The organism is Demequina rhizosphaerae (genome assembly GCF_000971255.1).
In the GTDB taxonomy this organism is placed as follows: Bacteria; Actinomycetota; Actinomycetes; order Actinomycetales; family Demequinaceae; genus Demequina; species Demequina rhizosphaerae.
The window spans coordinates 447,519-462,384 of sequence record NZ_BBMC01000002.1 but is presented as its reverse complement, the minus strand read 5'-3'; the positions used below and the strand labels follow the sequence as shown (position 1 = coordinate 462,384).

The window sequence follows — 14,866 nt, the reverse complement described above, 5'->3', positions numbered from 1 at the left end:
CGACCGGTCGCGAGACGAGAGGACCACGTGAGCTATCGACGTTCCAACCCGATGCCTGGCGGGCGCCGTGAGCGCCGCGTCGAGCGCGGCGTGCGGACCCGCGTGCTGACGCAGGTCGGCCTCGGAGTCGCCGTCGCATCGTTCGCCGTCGGCTCGATCGCCGCCGCCGCCGTGCCCGCCCTCACCGACGACACGCCCGTCGCCACCCAGGCCGACCTGGCCGCCCTTCCCGAGATCGCGACCCACAAGTCCGACGGTGCCGTCGTCAAGACGGAGACCAAGGAGGTCGCGATCAAGCCCGGCTCCGTCAAGCAGGACGACCCGGACCTCGAGAAGGGCACCGAGGAGGTCGTGACCGAGGGCGAACCCGGCTCGCAGGTCATCACGTACGACGTCACCTACGTCGACGGCGAGGAGGTCTCGCGCGTCGAGACGCTCAAGCTCACCGTCGAGCAGCCCACCGACGAGGTCATCTCGGTCGGCACCAAGGAGGAGGTCGAGGAGGCGACGTCGTCGACGTCCGTCCCGGCGACCTCGTCCGTCTCGCCCGGTACCGCCCGCGCCCTCGGCCAGCAGATGGCCGCGAGCATGTACGGCTGGACCGGCTCCGAGTGGTCGTGCCTCGACGCGCTCTGGCAGCGCGAGTCCGGCTGGAACCCGAACGCGCACAACCCGTACTCGGGCGCGCACGGCATCCCGCAGGCCCTGCCCGGCTCGAAGATGGCGACCGCAGGCGCCGACTGGGCGACCAACCCCGCGACCCAGATCACGTGGGGCCTCGGCTACATCAGCGGCCGCTACGGCACCCCGTGCTCCGCGTGGGGCCACTCCGAGTCCGTGGGCTGGTACTGACGCCGGTGGCGCACCTCCTGGGTCCCACCGACATCCGCCACCTCGCGCAGTCGCTCGACACCGCTCCCCACAAGAAGTGGGGCCAGAACTTCGTCGTCGACGCCGGGACGGTGCGCCGTATCGCGCGCCTCTCGGGGGTGGGACCCGGCGACCGCGTCGTCGAGGTGGGGCCCGGCCTCGGCTCGCTCACGCTCGCGCTGCTCGAGACGGGCGCGGACGTCACCGCGGTCGAGATCGACCCGGTGCTCGCGTCCGCGCTGCCCGGCACCGTCGCGGAGCGCGCGCCGGACGACGCCGCGCGCTTCGACGTCATCCACCAGGACGCGCTGAAGGTCGACTCCCTGCCGTCGCCGCCCCGCGCGCTCGTCGCGAACCTGCCGTACAACGTCTCGGTGCCGGTGATCCTGCACTTCCTCGAGATCTTCCCGACCCTCGAGCGGGTGCTCGTCATGGTCCAGGCCGAGGTCGCGGACCGGCTCGCGGCCCCGCCCGGCTCGCGCACCTACGGGGTGCCGTCCGCGAAGGCCGCCTGGTACTGCGCCGTGCGCCGCGCCGGCGACGTCGGCCGCGCCGTGTTCTGGCCCGTGCCGCGCGTCGACAGCCGCCTCGTCCTCATGGAGCGGCGCGAGCCGCCCGCGACCACCGCGACCCGCGAGGAGGTGTTCGCCGTGGTCGACGCGGCGTTCGCCCAGCGCCGCAAGGCCCTGCGCGGCGCGCTGTCCGGCATCGCCGGCTCCGCGGCGGCCGCGGAGGCCGCGCTGCGCCAGGCGGGCATCGAGCCGCTGACCCGCGGCGAGCAGCTCACCATCGAGGACTTCTCAGCCATCGCCGAGGCGCTCGCCTCTGGCAGTCTGGGGTCATGACCCGCACCGTCCGCGCGAAGGCGCCCGCGAAGGTGAACCTTCAGCTCACCGTGGGCCCGCCCCGCGCTGACGGCTACCACCCGCTCGTCACGGTGTTCCAGGCCCTCGACCTGTGGGAGATCGTCGAGGCCACGCCGCGCACGGACGGCGAGATCACGCTCGCCGTCGACGTCGCCGCCGGCTCGCCCATCGACGCGTCCGGCGTCCCGCTCGACCGCACCAACCTCGCGTGGAAGGCCGCGGAGCTGCTCGCGCGCACGTTCGGCATCGCCGACGGCGTCGACCTGCGCATCGTCAAGGGCGTCCCCGTCGCCGGCGGGATGGCCGGCGGCTCCGCGGACGCGGCGGCCGCGCTCGTCGCCTGCGCCGAGGCGTGGGACACCGGCGCGACCCGCGGCGAGCTCGCGCAGCTCGCCGCCCGCCTGGGCGCCGACGTCCCGTTCAGCCTCCACGGCCACACCGCCGTCGGCATGGGCCGGGGCGACGAGCTCACGCCCGTGATGTCGCACGGCGAGTTCCACTGGGTGCTCGCGACCCAGGCGTCGGGGCTGTCCACGCCCGAGGTCTTCGCCGAGTACGACCGCCGCATCGACTCGCGCGAGCAGGCGCCCTCCGACCTCGACATCGACCCCCCGCTCATGCGCGCCCTCATGGCGGGCGACGCGGTCGCGCTCGGGCAGTCGCTGCTCAACGACCTCGAGGGGCCGGCGCTCGCGCTCATGCCGCGCCTCGAGGACGTGCTCGACGCGGCCGAGGCGGCCGAGGCCTGCGGCGCCATCGTCTCCGGCTCGGGCCCCACGGTCGCCGCGCTCGCGCGGTCCCGCCAGCACGCCCTCGCCATCGCGGCGCACCTCAAGGCGTCGAAGACCTGCGACGCCGTCGTCACGGCCTCGGGGCCGGCGTCCGGCACGCTGCTCGTGCAGGACTGAGCCGCTCAGACGGTCGGCTTGTCCCGGAGCGCGTCGCGGATCTCGGTGAGCAGCTGCACCTCGGTGGGGGAGACGGGCTCGTCGGGCGCGGGCTCGCCGGCCTTGCGGCGCTCGGCGAGCCTGTTGAGCGGCATCACGATGACGAAGTAGATCGCCGCCGCGATGATGAGGAAGTTGATGATCGCGGTGAGGAACGCGCCGATGCTCAGCACCGCATCGTCCGCCGTGTCGGCCGGCGTGCCGCCGTTGCTGAGCGTCCACACCCACACGTCGGACAGGTCCGGCTTGCCGAAGACCGCGGCGATGAGCGGGTTGATGACGTTGTCGACCAGCGAGGTGACCACCGCGGTGAAGGCCGCGCCGATGATGATGCCGACCGCGAGGTCGATGACGTTGCCCCGCGTGATGAAGTCCTTGAAGCCCTTGAGCATGGCGATCCCTCCCCTGAGACGCGCAGGACGCCCCGGCGGGCGTCCTGTCCGCCCACTACGACACCCGCGGGTGCCCGGGCATTCCCAGGGACGATGCGCGGGGCGGCTACGCGGAGGGCAGGTCCGGGCGGCGCTCGAGCGAGGACAGCCCGTTCCAGGCGAGGTTGACGAGGTGCGCCGCGACCACCTGCTTCGACGGCTCGCGCACCTCCGCCCAGTGCTGGCCCGCGAGGGCGACCATGCCGACGAGCATCTGCGAGTACACGGGCGCGACCGCGGGATCGAGGCCGCGCTTGCGGAACTGGTCGCCGAGCAGGCCCTCGACCTGAGCCGAGACGTCGCCGAGCAGCGACGAGAAGGTCCCGGAGGCCTGCGCGACCGGCGAGTCGCGGGCGAGGATGCGGAAGCCGTCGGGGGAGTCCTCGATGTAGCCGAGCAGCGCGAGCGCCGCGCGCTCGACCAGCTGCCGGGGGTGCGCCTTCTGCGCGAGCGCGCCGGTGAGGGCGCCCAGGAGCGCCTCGACCTCGCGGTCGACGATGACGGCGTACATGCCCTCCTTGCCGCCGAAGTGCTCGTAGACGACCGGCTTCGAGACGTCCGCGCGCGACGCGATCTCCTCGACGGAGGTGCCCTCGAAGCCCTTCTCGGCGAACAGCGCGCGGCCCACCGTGAGCAGCTGCTCGCGGCGCTCCCTCGCGGTCATGCGGGAGCGCGGGCTGCGGCGGGGTTCGATGGTCACAGGCTCAAGTGTGCCGTGAATCCTGGCAGACTTGACGCCCGGGTGCGGCGAGCCGTGCGGCCGCCGCCCCGTTCCGCCCTGGTGTAACGGCAGCATGCGGGCCTTTGGAGCCCTGCGGTAGAGGTTCGAATCCTCTGGGCGGAGCCGCATCCCCGGCGATTCCCGATGACGGATGTGGCCGGTGGGACGCGCATCGTCCCGTGCGGCGGTCCCGGCCGTCACGCGCGTCCACATGCGTCACAAGTGTCATTGCGAGTCGTCGTGGGGCCCGGGACGATGCGGGCACATCAGGGCGTTCACCGAACGTTAGACTTGGCGAGTACAGCCGTCATGCCCCCGTCACGGGGGTGAGCCACGTGTGAGGAGAACCGGTGACCCCGACCCCACCCGCAGCCGTGATGATCCTGGCCGCAGGGGCGGGCACCCGGATGAGGTCCGCCACCCCGAAGGTGCTGCACAGCATCGCGGGCCGCTCGCTCGTCGCGCACGCGCTCGCCGCCGCCGCCGAGCTCGACCCCGGGCGCACCGTCGTGGTGGTCCGCCACGAGCGCGAGGCCGTCGCCTCGCACATCGGCGACGTCGCGCCGCACGCGCTCATCGCCGACCAGGACGAGGTCCCCGGCACCGGCAGCGCGGTGCGCTGCGGGCTGTCGACCCTCGACGCCACCACGGTGGCCGCCGCGGTCGCCGCGGGCGCGATCGGGGACCGGGCGGTCCTCGACAACCAGGTCCAGGGCTCGGTCGTCGTCACCAGCGGCGACGTGCCGCTCGTCGACGGCGCGCTGCTCGGCTCGCTCGTGGCCGCGCACGAGGAGCAGGGCAACGCCGTCACCGTGCTCACCGCCGAGGTGCCCGACGCGACCGGCTACGGCCGCATCGTCCGCGGCACGGACGGCGCCGTGCTGCGCATCGTCGAGCACAAGGACGCCCCCGCCGAGGTCCGCGCGATCCGCGAGATCAACGCCGGCATCTACGTCTTCGACGCGGCCGGCCTGCGCGACGCGCTCGCGCACCTCACCACCGACAACGCGCAGGGCGAGCTCTACCTCACCGACGTGCTCGCCCTCGCCCGCGAGGCCGGCGGCCGCGTGGGCGCGCTCGTCGCGCCGGATGCCTCCGCCGTCGAGGGCGTCAACGACCGCGTGCAGCTCGCCGCGGCGGGCGCGGCCCTCAACCGCCGCATCGTCGACGGCTGGATGCGCGCGGGCGTGACCGTCGTCGACCCGGCCACCACGTGGATCGACGCGGACGTCGTGCTCGAGGCGGACGCGACGCTCCTGCCGGGCACCCAGCTCCACGGCGCGACGCACGTCGCCGCCCGCGCGACCGTGGGCCCCGACACCACGCTCACCGACGTCGAGGTGGGCGAGGGCGCGACCGTCACCCGCGTCCACGGCTCGCTGGCGACGATCGGCGCCGGCGCGACCGTCGGCCCGTTCACCTACCTCCGCCCAGGCACCGTGCTGGGCGACGAGGGCAAGATCGGCGCGTTCGTCGAGACCAAGAACGCCACCATCGGGGCGCACTCGAAGGTGCCGCACCTCAGCTACGTGGGGGACGCCACCGTCGGCGACCACTCCAACGTGGGCGCGGGTTCCATCTTCGTCAACTACGACGGCGTGACGAAGTCGAGCTCGCGCGTGGGCGACCACGTGCGCATCGGCTCCGACAACACGCTCATCGCGCCCGTCGAGATCGGCGACGGCGCCTACACGGGCGCCGGCGCGATCATCCGTCACGACGTGCCCGCGGGAGCCCTCGCGCTCAACGCGGTCTCGCAGCAGGTGGTCGAGGGGTGGGTCGAGCGGCGCCGCCCGGGCACGCCGTCGGCCGCCGCCGCACGTGCTGCACAGGACGCAGACGACTCCCGCGGTCTATCGTCGGGGGCACAGGAGGAGCGAGCGGCCGCGGCCGCCGACCACAAGGGAGAAGCATGAATGCCGTGATCTCGAACCCGAGCGAGCGCCGTCTCGTCCTCGCGGGCGGCCGGGCGCACCCGGAGCTCGCCGAGGCGGTCGCGAAGAACCTCGGGATCGACCTCCTGCCGACCACCGCGTACACCTTCGCCAACGGCGAGCTGTACGTGCGCTTCGGCGAGTCCGTGCGCGGTGCGGACGCGTTCGTCCTGCAGTCGCACGCGGCGCCCATCAACGAGGCGATCATGGAGCAGCTCATCATGGTCGACGCGATGAAGCGCGCCTCGGCCAAGCGGATCACCGTCGTGATCCCGAGCTACGGCTACGCGCGCCAGGACAAGAAGCACAAGGGCCGCGAGCCGATCTCGGCGCGCCTCATGGCGGACCTCTTCAAGACCGCCGGCGCGGACCGCGTCATGTCGGTCGACCTCCACACCGCGCAGATCCAGGGCTTCTTCGACGGCCCCGTCGACCACCTGTGGGCGATGCCGATGCTCGCGGACTACGTCAAGAGCCGCACCTCGCCGGGCAACCTCACCATCGTGTCGCCGGACGCCGGCCGCGTGCGCCTCGCCGACCAGTGGTCCGACCACCTCGGCTGCCCGCTCGCGATCATCCACAAGCGCCGCGACCCCTCGGTCCCCAACCAGGTCAAGGTCCACGAGCTCGTCGGTGAGGTCCAGGGCCGCACCTGTGTGCTCGTCGACGACATGATCGACACCGGCGGCACCATCGTCCAGGCCGCCGAGGCGCTGTTCGAGAACGGCGCCAAGGACGTCATCGTCGCGTCGACGCACGGCCTGCTCTCGGGCCCCGCGGTCGACCGCCTCTCGAAGTCGGGCGTCTCCGAGGTCATCATCACGGACACGCTGCCCATCTCCGAGGAGAAGCAGTTCGACAAGCTCACCATCCTGTCGATCGCGCCGCTCATCGCGCGCGCCATCCGCGAGGTCTTCGACGACGGCTCGGTCACCTCGCTGTTCGACGGCGGCGTCTGAGCCCTCCCGGCTTCACGCCTCACGCGGACGGGGCCCGCGCATCGGGACGATGCGCGGGCCCCGTTCTCGCGTGTCAGCAGCCCTGGCGGATCGAGCCTTCGCTGCGGACCGTCACCCACCATCCGTAGCCGTCCGCGGCCGGGGTGCCGAGCATCATGCGCTGCTCGAGATAGTCCTCGAAGGAGCGCACCCCTGCATCCGCGAGCCATCCCAGCGTGTGGGTGGCGGCGAAGTCGTAGAACGCGTGCGCGAGGTCGTTGTCGACCGTGGGCGCGTACCAGGGGATGCCGTTCGAGCCCCCGACCTCGGTCCAGTCGGCCGGATCCGCCTGGGTGTCGAGGGCGCCGTACTCGTAGACGCCGCCGCATGCGAGATCCATGAGGTCCACGTAGTGGCGGTCGTCGTTCCTCAGGCCGTCGGTGGCGAGCGGGTCGAGCGAGATCTCGACGCCGAAGCCGAACGGGTGCTCGAGGAAGTAGTTGACGCTCTCGATGCGGTCGAGCACCACCGAGTCGACCGCCCGCGCAGCGACGACGTCGGGGCTCTCGGGGTCGTAGTCGTCGAACTGGGCGAAGTGCGACTCGTAGGACCAGTCCCACCTCGAGCTGCTGCGGACCACCTCGGAGGCTCCGACGGAGGCGACCTGCTCGTATCCGGGGCCCTCGAGCCCGCCGTCGAAGGTGAGGACGAACCGGCCGCTCTCCCTGGGGTTCATGGTGAGGCCGTCGGGACCGGTGAAGGTCGCCGGCAGCGCCATCGAGTCGTAGTAGACCTCCGATGCGGGGAGACCCGTCCGGGTGCTGCCGCTCGGAGCGGGATCGCTCGGCAGCGGGGCGGCCACCTCCGTCACGGTGCCGTCGTAGGCGACCTCGACGATCGCGAGCTCCAGGTAGAAGCCGGTGGGCACGAGGATCGCGGCATCGTCGCGGTCGCCGACGTGCCACCAGCGCTCGGCGCCGTACTCGGAGAGCGCGTCGGGCGCCTCGACCTCGACGGGCTCCGGCAGCCAGACCTCGCCGGTCGCCGGGTGCTCGGCCCGGTAGTAGGCCTCGCCGTCGCTCATGCCGGGGTTGCGGCCCTCGTACGAGACGGGCTCGGGCGATGGCGTCGCCGACGCGGACGCCTCGGGCGTCGGCGACGCCGACACCGACGGTGAGGGCGTGATCGCCGGCGCGACGTCGGGCTGGCCGGGCGCGAGCAGCAGCCACGCGCCCGCGGCGAGCACGGTCACCGTGGCGAGGGAGCTGGAGCCCATCACGATCGCGCGCCCGCGGCGGTGAGAGCGGACGGAGCGCACGGCGGCGGTCTCGTCGAACTCGGGGGCGTGGCGCAGGGACGCGGCCATGTCGTGGTGACGCTGGTGGAGGATGTCGCGCAGCTCGTTCATCGTGCGCTCCTCTCGGTCATGGTGGCGGTCTCGGTCTCGACGTCCCGGTAGCCGGTGCCGAGGTAGGCGTTCATGGTTTTGAGGCCGTCGGAGACGTACCTCTTCACGGCGCCTTCCGACAGGCCCAGGGTGTGGGCGGTCTCGCGCACGGACAGGTCCTCGAGGTGGCGCAGCACGACGCACGCGCGGACGCGGGGCGGGAGCTGCGCGAGGGCGTCGTCGACGGTGTGGGAGGCGACGATGCGGTCGGTGGGGTCGGGCAGGATCTCTCCGGCGGCGTAGCGGCGCATCCGTTCGCGGTCGGCCTTGTCCTTGCGCAGCGAGTCGATGTACTTGGTCGCGACCGCGCGGCGCACGTACTGCTCGGCCTGCGCGAGGTTGTCGAAGCGGCGGTTCTTGGAGAACACCGCGACGACGGCGTCCTGCACCAGGTCGTCCGCGAGCGTGGGGCCGGCGAGCATGGTGGCGAACGCGAGCAGCCGGCCCATGCGCTGGCTCGCGAGCTCGTGGAGCATCGGCTCCCACGTGACCGTCATCGTCCTGTACCCCCAGTCATGACCCCACAACGGAGCCACGCCCCGATCGGTTGGGGGCGAGTCTTCCAGCGCTCCCGCGCATCGCCCGCCTCCGCGCGCCCGGGTGTGCGTGAACTCACACGCCCCCGCGGCGGGCCGGCGCTCGCGAGCCCGGGCGCCCGTCGCATCGTCCCCGCCTAGGCCCAAGGTCACCCGCGGTCACGGCCGGGTCGCCCTAGCCTGCCAGGAGGTCCCCAGACCGGCATCTTCCAGGGGTAAGAATGTTCCAAAGGCGGAACCTGTCCACTGTCGCGCGCGCTGGCCTCATCGGCGCCGGCGCGCTCGCGCTGTCCGGCTGCGGCGGCCACATCGATGGCGGGGAGGCGAGCCTCGAGCTGCCGGACCTGTCGGGCGTCACGGTCGGCGGAGGCCTCTCGGGGACCGCGCTCCTCATGGTCGGCCTGCTGGTGACGGTCCTCGGGCTCGTCTTCGGCGTCGCCGTCCTGCGACGGATCCGCGATCTCCCGGTGCACCGCTCGATGCGCGAGGTGTCCGAGCTCATCTACGCGACCTCGAAGGCGTACCTCATCCAGCAGGGCAAGTTCCTGCTGGCGCTGTGGGGGGTCATCGCCGCGGTCATCGTCCTCTACTACGGCGTCCTCGTCGGGTTCTCGTGGGGACGCGTGGCGGTGGTGATCGCGTTCAGCCTCATCGGCATGGCGGGCTCGTACTCGGTGGCCTGGTTCGGCATCCGCGTCAACACGTACGCGAACTCGCGGACGTCGTTCGCGGCGCTCGAGGGCAGGCCGCTGCCGGTCCACCGCATCCCGCTCCAGGCGGGCATGAGCATCGGCATGGTGCTCATCTCGCTCGAGCTGCTGATGATGCTGGTGATCCTGCTGTTCCTGCCGCGCGACATCGCGGGCGCGTGCTTCATCGGCTTCGCGATCGGCGAGTCGCTCGGCGCCGCCGCGCTGCGCATCGCGGGCGGCATCTTCACGAAGATCGCCGACATCGGCTCGGACCTCATGAAGATCGCCTTCAAGATCAAGGAGGACGATGCGCGCAACCCGGGCGTCATCGCGGACTGCACCGGCGACAACGCCGGCGACTCGGTGGGCCCCTCCGCGGACGGCTTCGAGACGTACGGCGTCACCGGCGTCGCGCTCGTGACGTTCCTGCTGCTCGCGGTCCACGACCCGGGCCTCCAGGCGACGCTCCTGGTGTGGATCTTCGCGGTCCGCGCGGTCATGCTCATCGCCTCGGCGCTGTCCTATGTGGCGAACGATGCGTGGGCCCGGCGCCGCTACCGCGACGCCGACCGCATGAACTTCGAGAGCCCGCTCACCTCGCTCGTGTGGCTCACCTCGGCGGTGTCGATCGCCGCCACGTACCTCAGCGCGGCGTGGCTCATCGGCGACCTCGGCGACGGCCTGTGGTGGAAGCTCGCGACCATCATCAGCTGCGGCACGCTCGCGGGCGCGCTCATCCCGGAGCTGGTCAAGGTGTTCACCTCGACCAGCAGCCGCCACGTGCGCGAGGTGGTGAAGAGCTCGCGCGAGGGCGGCCCGTCGCTCAACATCCTGTCCGGCCTGGTCGCGGGCAACTTCTCCGGCTACTGGCTGGGCATCGCGATCGTCGCGCTCATGGGTGCCGCGTACCTGATCTCCGGGATGGGGCTCGACGAGGTCATGCTCGCGCCCGCGGTCTTCGCGTTCGGCCTGGTCGCCTTCGGCTTCCTGGGCATGGGCCCCGTCACCATCGCGGTCGACTCGTACGGCCCGGTCACCGACAACGCGCAGAGCGTCTACGAGCTGTCCGTCATCGAGGAGCTCGAGGGCATCTCCGAGGAGGTGGAGCGGGACTTCGGCTTCGCGCCGCGCTGGGAGAGCGCGAAGCGCATGCTGGAGGAGAACGACGGCGCGGGCAACACGTTCAAGGCGACGGCGAAGCCGGTGCTCATCGGCACGGCGGTGGTGGGGGCGACGACCATGATCTTCTCGATCATCATCGCGCTCACCGACGGCCTCACCACCGGCATCGAGAACCTCTCGCTCATCCACCCGCCGTTCCTGCTGGGGCTCATCGCCGGCGGCGCGACCATCTACTGGTTCACCGGCGCCTCGATCCAGGCGGTCACCACCGGCTCCTACCGGGCGGTCGAGTACATCAAGGACACCATCCGGCTCGACGGGGAGACCAAGGCCTCGACCGAGGACTCGCGCCGCGTGGTCGAGATCTGCACGCAGTACGCGCAGCAGGGCATGCTCAACATCTTCCTCGCGGTGTTCTTCGCGACCCTGGCCTTCGCTTTCGTCGAGCCGTACTTCTTCATCGGCTACCTCATCTCGATCGCGCTGTTCGGCCTCTACCAGGCGATCTTCATGGCGAACGCGGGCGGCGCGTGGGACAACGCCAAGAAGATCGTCGAGGTCGACCTCCACGCGAAGGGCACCGCGCTGCACGACGCGACGATCGTGGGCGACACGGTCGGCGACCCGTACAAGGACACGTCCTCGGTGGCGCTCAACCCGGTCATCAAGTTCACGACGCTGTTCGGGCTCCTCGCGGTCGAGCTGGCCGTCGGGATGGCCGAGCAGGGCAGCCACGCGCTCGTCTACTCGCTCGCGGCCGGCTTCTTCGTGGTGTCCGCCTTCTTCGTCCATCGGTCCTTCTACGGCATGCGGATCAAGGCGTCGCTCGAGGCCGAGCCCGAGGGGGCGGACCTCGAGCCCGCGCCCGAGGCCCCGACGCCCGCGCGCGCGGCGGAGCGGATCGGCTGATGCACCCGGTCGCGATCGTCCACGACGGCCTCACCGTCGCGGACGGTCGCGTCGCGGGGCACGATGCGGGCGCGACCCTGGTGCGGCGCCTCCAGCGGCTCTTCCCCGGGTCGGCGCTCGTCGGCCCGCGCGCTCAGCGCGCGGACGGCTTCGACGTGGTCCCGCTCGAGCTGATCGACCCCCGCGAGACCGTGGTGGTGAACATGGACGTGGTGAGCTCGCCGATGGTGTGGCGCACGCTCGCCGCGAGCGGCGCGGAGCCGCGGATCATGAACTTCGTGTGGTGGAACACCTCGCAGTTCACGCGTCCCGTCGAGCGCGCCTCGCTCGCGCTGTCGTGCGCGCTGTTCCCCACCTTCGCGAACTCGCAGCGCACCGCGACGGAGGTCCGCGAGATCGTCTTCGCGCTCACCGTGCCGCAGCTGGCGGAGCGGGCCAGGATCGAGTGGTCGAACCTGGGGATCCGGCTCGACCACGTGCAGCCGCGCGAGGAGCCGGCCGTGCCCGTGGTGCTCTACCCGGCGATCCGGCTGTCGGAGCGCAAGCAGCCCCGGCTGTTCCTCGACGTGGTCGAGCGCGTGCGGCGCCGGACGCCCATCCGGGTCGAGATGCGCCTGCAGGAGTCGCACCTCATCTCCGAGCAGGCGATCCGCCTGTCGCGCAAGGACTGGGCCTGGGTGGGTCCGCTCACCGCGACCCGTGAGGACTACTACTACCGGCTCGCCCGCACGACGGCCTTCCTCGCGACCGCGCGGGACGAGTCCTACGGACTCGAGTACGTCGAGGCGATGGTGGCGGGCGCGGTGGGCGTGTTCCCCGACCGCCCGTGGGCGCGAGCGCTGCTGCCCGACGGGTACCCGCTGCTCTACGCGGACGCGGCCCAGGCCGAGGAGCAGCTGCTCCGAGCGGTCACCGACCCCGCGGGCTGCCGGCGCGAGCTCGACGCGGTGGCCGGCGGCGACTTCGTGGCCTGGCTGCGCGGACGCCACGACGACACGCAGTTCGAGGACCGCTTCGCCACCGCGGTCCGGCGGTGGTTCCCTGAGCCGTGACGCGCGCGGGGACGATGCGTCAGCGGGTGGCGGAGATGCCGTCCGCCGGCGCGGAGGTCGCCTCGGACCCCTCCGCGGAGCGCGCGTCGGACGCCGCGTCGGACGCCGCCTCGCCCGTCCGCTCGGGCATCCACGTCCACGCGATCAGCGCGCACGTCCCGCCGACCACGAGGCCGGCGAGCACGTCGGTGGGATGGTGCATGCCGCGGTAGACGCGGCTGAGCGCGACCGCGACCGGCATGGCCGCGCAGGCGACGATCACCGTGACGCGCAGCACGCCGTTCCGGATGCGCGTGGCGAGCAGCGCGAACGACAGGTACACGCTCGTGGCCGCGCCGGTGTGGCCGCTGGGGAAGCTCGACGTCGGGGGAGCGTGGTCGAGCTGGTCGACGTCGGGGCGCTCGCGCCCGACGACGAGGGAGCTCGTGAGGAACACGGCCGCCTCGAGCGCCAGCGCGACGAGCGGCACGATCGCGAGCCACCATCGCCGGGAGGTCCACCACACGAGGGCGGACACCACGATCGCGGTGCAGATCACCACCATCGTCGAGGCCGAGCCGGACACGAAGGCGGTCACGGAGTCCAGCGCCGGGACGCGCAGCTCGACCAGCCGCTCGTTGAGGCCGTTCTCGGGGACCTCCGCCAGCGCGAACCCCACGCCGACGACGGCGACCCACAGCAGCGCGGTGGGCAGGAGCACGCGGCGCGCGAGCGCACGCGGCAGGTCTCGAGGTGCGGGCGGCGTCGCGCCCGGTCCGCGGCTCACGTCACATCCTCGCGTAGCGGGCGCGGGCGAACGAGTACAGGCCGTACGCGGCGAAGCCGAGGCCGACGAGCACGACGACCACCGGGCCGCCGGGCGCGCCGAGCAGCCACTCGACCGCGCCGTCGACGCCCTTGGCCTTGTCCGGGTTCGCGGTGAGGGCCGCCGAGACGAAGAGGATGCCCACGACGAGCAGGGCGACGCCCTTGGCCGTGTAGCCCACGATGCCGAGCCCGGTCACGCCCTTCCCCAGGTGCTCGTGCCCGGGCAGCGCGCGGAGGTCCTCGAGGAACTTCCTCCGCACGCCCTTGACCACGTGGTAGCCGGCGCCGGCGATGATGCCGAGCCCGACGGCCCCCACGAGCAGGCGCCCGGCGGGCGCCTGCATGAGCGTGCCGGCGAAGCCCTGCGCCTTCTGGTCGCCGTTGCCCGCGGAGGACCCCATCGCGATCGACGCGGACGTGAAGGCGAGCGCCGCGTAAAGGACTGCCTTGCCGGCCGCCTTGAGACGGTCCATCGCGTCCTCGTCGGACCTCAGCGCATCGGCGGCCTGCCACAGCGCGAGCGCGAGGAACGCGATCGCCGCCGCGGCGAGCAGCACCGTGCCGAGCGGGTTGTGGCCGAGGCTCGCGAGCGCGTGGCTCTGGTCGGCCTCGGCGTTCGCCCCCAGCCCGATCTTGACGATCAGGAAGCCGAGGACCACGTGGAGGACTCCGGAGACGGCGTAGCCCGTGCGGGCCGCCTTCTCCCAGATGTCGCCTGTCGTGCCGGAGCGGGGACTGCTCGATGTCGACGTCATGCCGGGCACAACCATCCTCGTCGCGGCCGCATTCCTCGGCTGGCGCATCGTCCCCCCGGCCAGGTATAGTTGTCCGGTTCCTCGGCGAGGGAGGCCCTCGGGCTCTCCGTGATCGACGCGGCAGATGCGAGATGCCCTGCCTTGCCGTGGCCCCATCTGACGCAAGAGGAGAATCGCATGTCCGACCAGCTCACGCTCGCCGCCACCACGCGCACCGAGTTCGGCAAGGGCGCCGCCCGCCGCGCCCGCGCCGCCCACCAGATCCCCGCGGTCCTCTACGGCCACGGCACCGACCCGGTCCACGTGCTGCTCCCGGGCCACGAGACCATGATGGCGCTCAAGCACTCGAACGCCCTCCTCACCATCGAGCTCGACGGCTCGTCGGAGCTCGCGATCGCCAAGGACGTCCAGATCGAGCCCGTCCGCCGCATCATCGAGCACGTCGACCTCCTCCTCGTGAAGAAGGGCGAGAAGATCACCGTCGACGTCCCCGTGCACGTCACCGGCGAGTCCTTCGCGGGCACCATCCACGTCGTCGAGCACGCCACGCTGCAGCTCGAGGCCGAGGCCACCCACCTCCCCGAGTCCGTCGAGGTCTCGATCGAGGGCCTCGAGGAGGGCGCGGTCATCCACGCCAAGGACGTCGAGCTCCCCAAGGGCGCCTCGCTCGTGACCGACGGTGACATCACCGTCGTCACCATCTCCGTCCCGCGTGGCGCCGGCGCCGAGGAGGAGGCCGAGGAGGCCCCCGCCGCCGAGGCCGCCGAGACCGCCGCGGAGTAGTCTCACACCGATGCTCGCCCGGCTCGCCCGACTGTGGGCGGGCCGGGCGTCGTCGT

The 14,866-nt window shown here is 72.2% G+C and carries 14 protein-coding genes and 1 tRNA gene; 9 read left to right on the top strand and 6 right to left on the bottom strand.

Annotated features, from left to right (window positions below; translation table 11 throughout):
• The first annotated feature begins 27 nt into the window (after positions 1-27).
• From AOM07_RS02300 to AOM07_RS02290, 3 genes are read left to right on the top strand one after another with little or no spacing between them, the layout of a single operon-like run.
• Positions 28-852 (top strand): aggregation-promoting factor C-terminal-like domain-containing protein, encoded by an 825-nt coding sequence (locus AOM07_RS02300; protein ID WP_169748110.1) that lies wholly within the window; start codon positions 28-30, stop codon positions 850-852.
• 5 nt (positions 853-857) lie between these two features.
• Complete coding sequence (gene rsmA, locus AOM07_RS02295) at positions 858-1,715, top strand: 16S rRNA (adenine(1518)-N(6)/adenine(1519)-N(6))-dimethyltransferase RsmA (protein WP_369401193.1); 858 nt, start codon at positions 858-860, stop codon at positions 1,713-1,715.
• Complete coding sequence (locus AOM07_RS02290) at positions 1,712-2,644, top strand: 4-(cytidine 5'-diphospho)-2-C-methyl-D-erythritol kinase (protein ID WP_062311002.1); 933 nt, start codon at positions 1,712-1,714, stop codon at positions 2,642-2,644. Before rsmA ends, AOM07_RS02290 begins: the two co-directional genes overlap by 4 nt.
• Before the next feature lie 5 nt (positions 2,645-2,649).
• On the opposite strand, the gene mscL is transcribed toward AOM07_RS02290, so the two are convergent.
• Positions 2,650-3,075 (bottom strand): large conductance mechanosensitive channel protein MscL, encoded by a 426-nt coding sequence (mscL, locus tag AOM07_RS02285; protein WP_062310999.1) that lies wholly within the window; start codon positions 3,073-3,075, stop codon positions 2,650-2,652.
• 106 nt (positions 3,076-3,181) lie between these two features.
• Positions 3,182-3,778, bottom strand: a complete 597-nt coding sequence (locus AOM07_RS02280) for a TetR/AcrR family transcriptional regulator (protein WP_062310997.1) — start codon at positions 3,776-3,778, stop codon at positions 3,182-3,184.
• Between the two features lie 108 nt (positions 3,779-3,886).
• Between AOM07_RS02280 and AOM07_RS02275 the strand changes: the two genes are divergently transcribed.
• From AOM07_RS02275 to AOM07_RS02265, 3 genes are all read left to right on the top strand, one after another.
• Positions 3,887-3,958, top strand: a tRNA-Gln gene (locus tag AOM07_RS02275).
• A gap of 254 nt (positions 3,959-4,212) precedes the next feature.
• Positions 4,213-5,751 (top strand): bifunctional UDP-N-acetylglucosamine diphosphorylase/glucosamine-1-phosphate N-acetyltransferase GlmU, encoded by a 1,539-nt coding sequence (gene glmU, locus AOM07_RS02270; RefSeq protein WP_156171776.1) that lies wholly within the window; start codon positions 4,213-4,215, stop codon positions 5,749-5,751.
• A complete protein-coding gene (locus AOM07_RS02265) occupies positions 5,748-6,728 on the top strand; it encodes a ribose-phosphate diphosphokinase (protein ID WP_062310994.1) in 981 nt (326 codons plus the stop codon). Before glmU ends, AOM07_RS02265 begins: the two co-directional genes overlap by 4 nt.
• 73 nt (positions 6,729-6,801) lie before the next feature.
• On the opposite strand, the gene AOM07_RS02260 is transcribed toward AOM07_RS02265, so the two are convergent.
• Both AOM07_RS02260 and AOM07_RS02255 read right to left on the bottom strand, forming a co-directional pair.
• On the bottom strand, positions 6,802-8,115 hold the full coding sequence (locus tag AOM07_RS02260) for a hypothetical protein (protein ID WP_062310992.1): 1,314 nt from the start codon (positions 8,113-8,115) through the stop codon (positions 6,802-6,804).
• Positions 8,112-8,651 carry an RNA polymerase sigma factor gene (locus AOM07_RS02255; RefSeq protein WP_062310990.1) on the bottom strand — a complete coding sequence of 180 codons (540 nt, stop codon included), beginning with the start codon at positions 8,649-8,651 and terminating at the stop codon, positions 8,112-8,114. The genes AOM07_RS02260 and AOM07_RS02255 overlap by 4 nt, the downstream gene beginning before the upstream one ends.
• Positions 8,652-8,911: 260 nt before the next feature.
• Between AOM07_RS02255 and AOM07_RS02250 the strand changes: the two genes are divergently transcribed.
• Both AOM07_RS02250 and AOM07_RS02245 read left to right on the top strand, forming a co-directional pair.
• Positions 8,912-11,413 carry a sodium-translocating pyrophosphatase gene (locus AOM07_RS02250; protein WP_084830024.1) on the top strand — a complete coding sequence of 834 codons (2,502 nt, stop codon included), beginning with the start codon at positions 8,912-8,914 and terminating at the stop codon, positions 11,411-11,413.
• The gene (locus AOM07_RS02245) at positions 11,413-12,465 is read left to right on the top strand and encodes a glycosyltransferase family protein (protein ID WP_062310988.1); all 1,053 of its coding nucleotides are present in this window, start codon (positions 11,413-11,415) and stop codon (positions 12,463-12,465) included. The genes AOM07_RS02250 and AOM07_RS02245 overlap by 1 nt, the downstream gene beginning before the upstream one ends.
• Positions 12,466-12,484: 19 nt before the next feature.
• On the opposite strand, the gene AOM07_RS02240 is transcribed toward AOM07_RS02245, so the two are convergent.
• Together AOM07_RS02240 and AOM07_RS02235 are read right to left on the bottom strand one after the other, a co-directional pair.
• Entirely contained in the window at positions 12,485-13,231 is a 747-nt protein-coding gene (locus AOM07_RS02240; protein WP_084830023.1) for a phosphatase PAP2 family protein, read from the bottom strand.
• Position 13,232: 1 nt separating this feature from the next.
• Positions 13,233-14,027, bottom strand: a complete 795-nt coding sequence (locus AOM07_RS02235; RefSeq protein ID WP_062310986.1) for a DUF1206 domain-containing protein — start codon at positions 14,025-14,027, stop codon at positions 13,233-13,235.
• Positions 14,028-14,204: 177 nt separating this feature from the next.
• Between AOM07_RS02235 and AOM07_RS02230 the strand changes: the two genes are divergently transcribed.
• Positions 14,205-14,810: a 50S ribosomal protein L25/general stress protein Ctc gene (locus AOM07_RS02230; RefSeq protein ID WP_062310984.1), complete on the top strand. Its 606-nt coding sequence runs from the start codon at positions 14,205-14,207 to the stop codon at positions 14,808-14,810.
• The last annotated feature ends 56 nt before the right edge of the window (positions 14,811-14,866 follow it).

Bases quoted from the DNA above. Each gene is read 5' to 3' on its own strand.
- AOM07_RS02230 (WP_062310984.1), top strand. From the start codon at position 14,205: ATGTCCGACCAGCTCACGCTCGCCGCCACCACGCGCACCGAGTTCGGC.
- AOM07_RS02260 (WP_062310992.1), bottom strand. From the start codon at position 8,115: ATGAACGAGCTGCGCGACATCCTCCACCAGCGTCACCACGACATGGCC.
- mscL (WP_062310999.1), bottom strand. From the start codon at position 3,075: ATGCTCAAGGGCTTCAAGGACTTCATCACGCGGGGCAACGTCATCGAC.
- AOM07_RS02280 (WP_062310997.1), bottom strand. From the start codon at position 3,778: ATGACCGCGAGGGAGCGCCGCGAGCAGCTGCTCACGGTGGGCCGCGCG.
- AOM07_RS02245 (WP_062310988.1), top strand. From the start codon at position 11,413: ATGCACCCGGTCGCGATCGTCCACGACGGCCTCACCGTCGCGGACGGT.
- glmU (WP_156171776.1), top strand. From the start codon at position 4,213: ATGATCCTGGCCGCAGGGGCGGGCACCCGGATGAGGTCCGCCACCCCG.
- AOM07_RS02265 (WP_062310994.1), top strand. From the start codon at position 5,748: ATGAATGCCGTGATCTCGAACCCGAGCGAGCGCCGTCTCGTCCTCGCG.
- AOM07_RS02250 (WP_084830024.1), top strand. From the start codon at position 8,912: ATGTTCCAAAGGCGGAACCTGTCCACTGTCGCGCGCGCTGGCCTCATC.
- AOM07_RS02235 (WP_062310986.1), bottom strand. From the start codon at position 14,027: ATGACGTCGACATCGAGCAGTCCCCGCTCCGGCACGACAGGCGACATC.
- AOM07_RS02255 (WP_062310990.1), bottom strand. From the start codon at position 8,651: ATGACGGTCACGTGGGAGCCGATGCTCCACGAGCTCGCGAGCCAGCGC.
- AOM07_RS02290 (WP_062311002.1), top strand. From the start codon at position 1,712: ATGACCCGCACCGTCCGCGCGAAGGCGCCCGCGAAGGTGAACCTTCAG.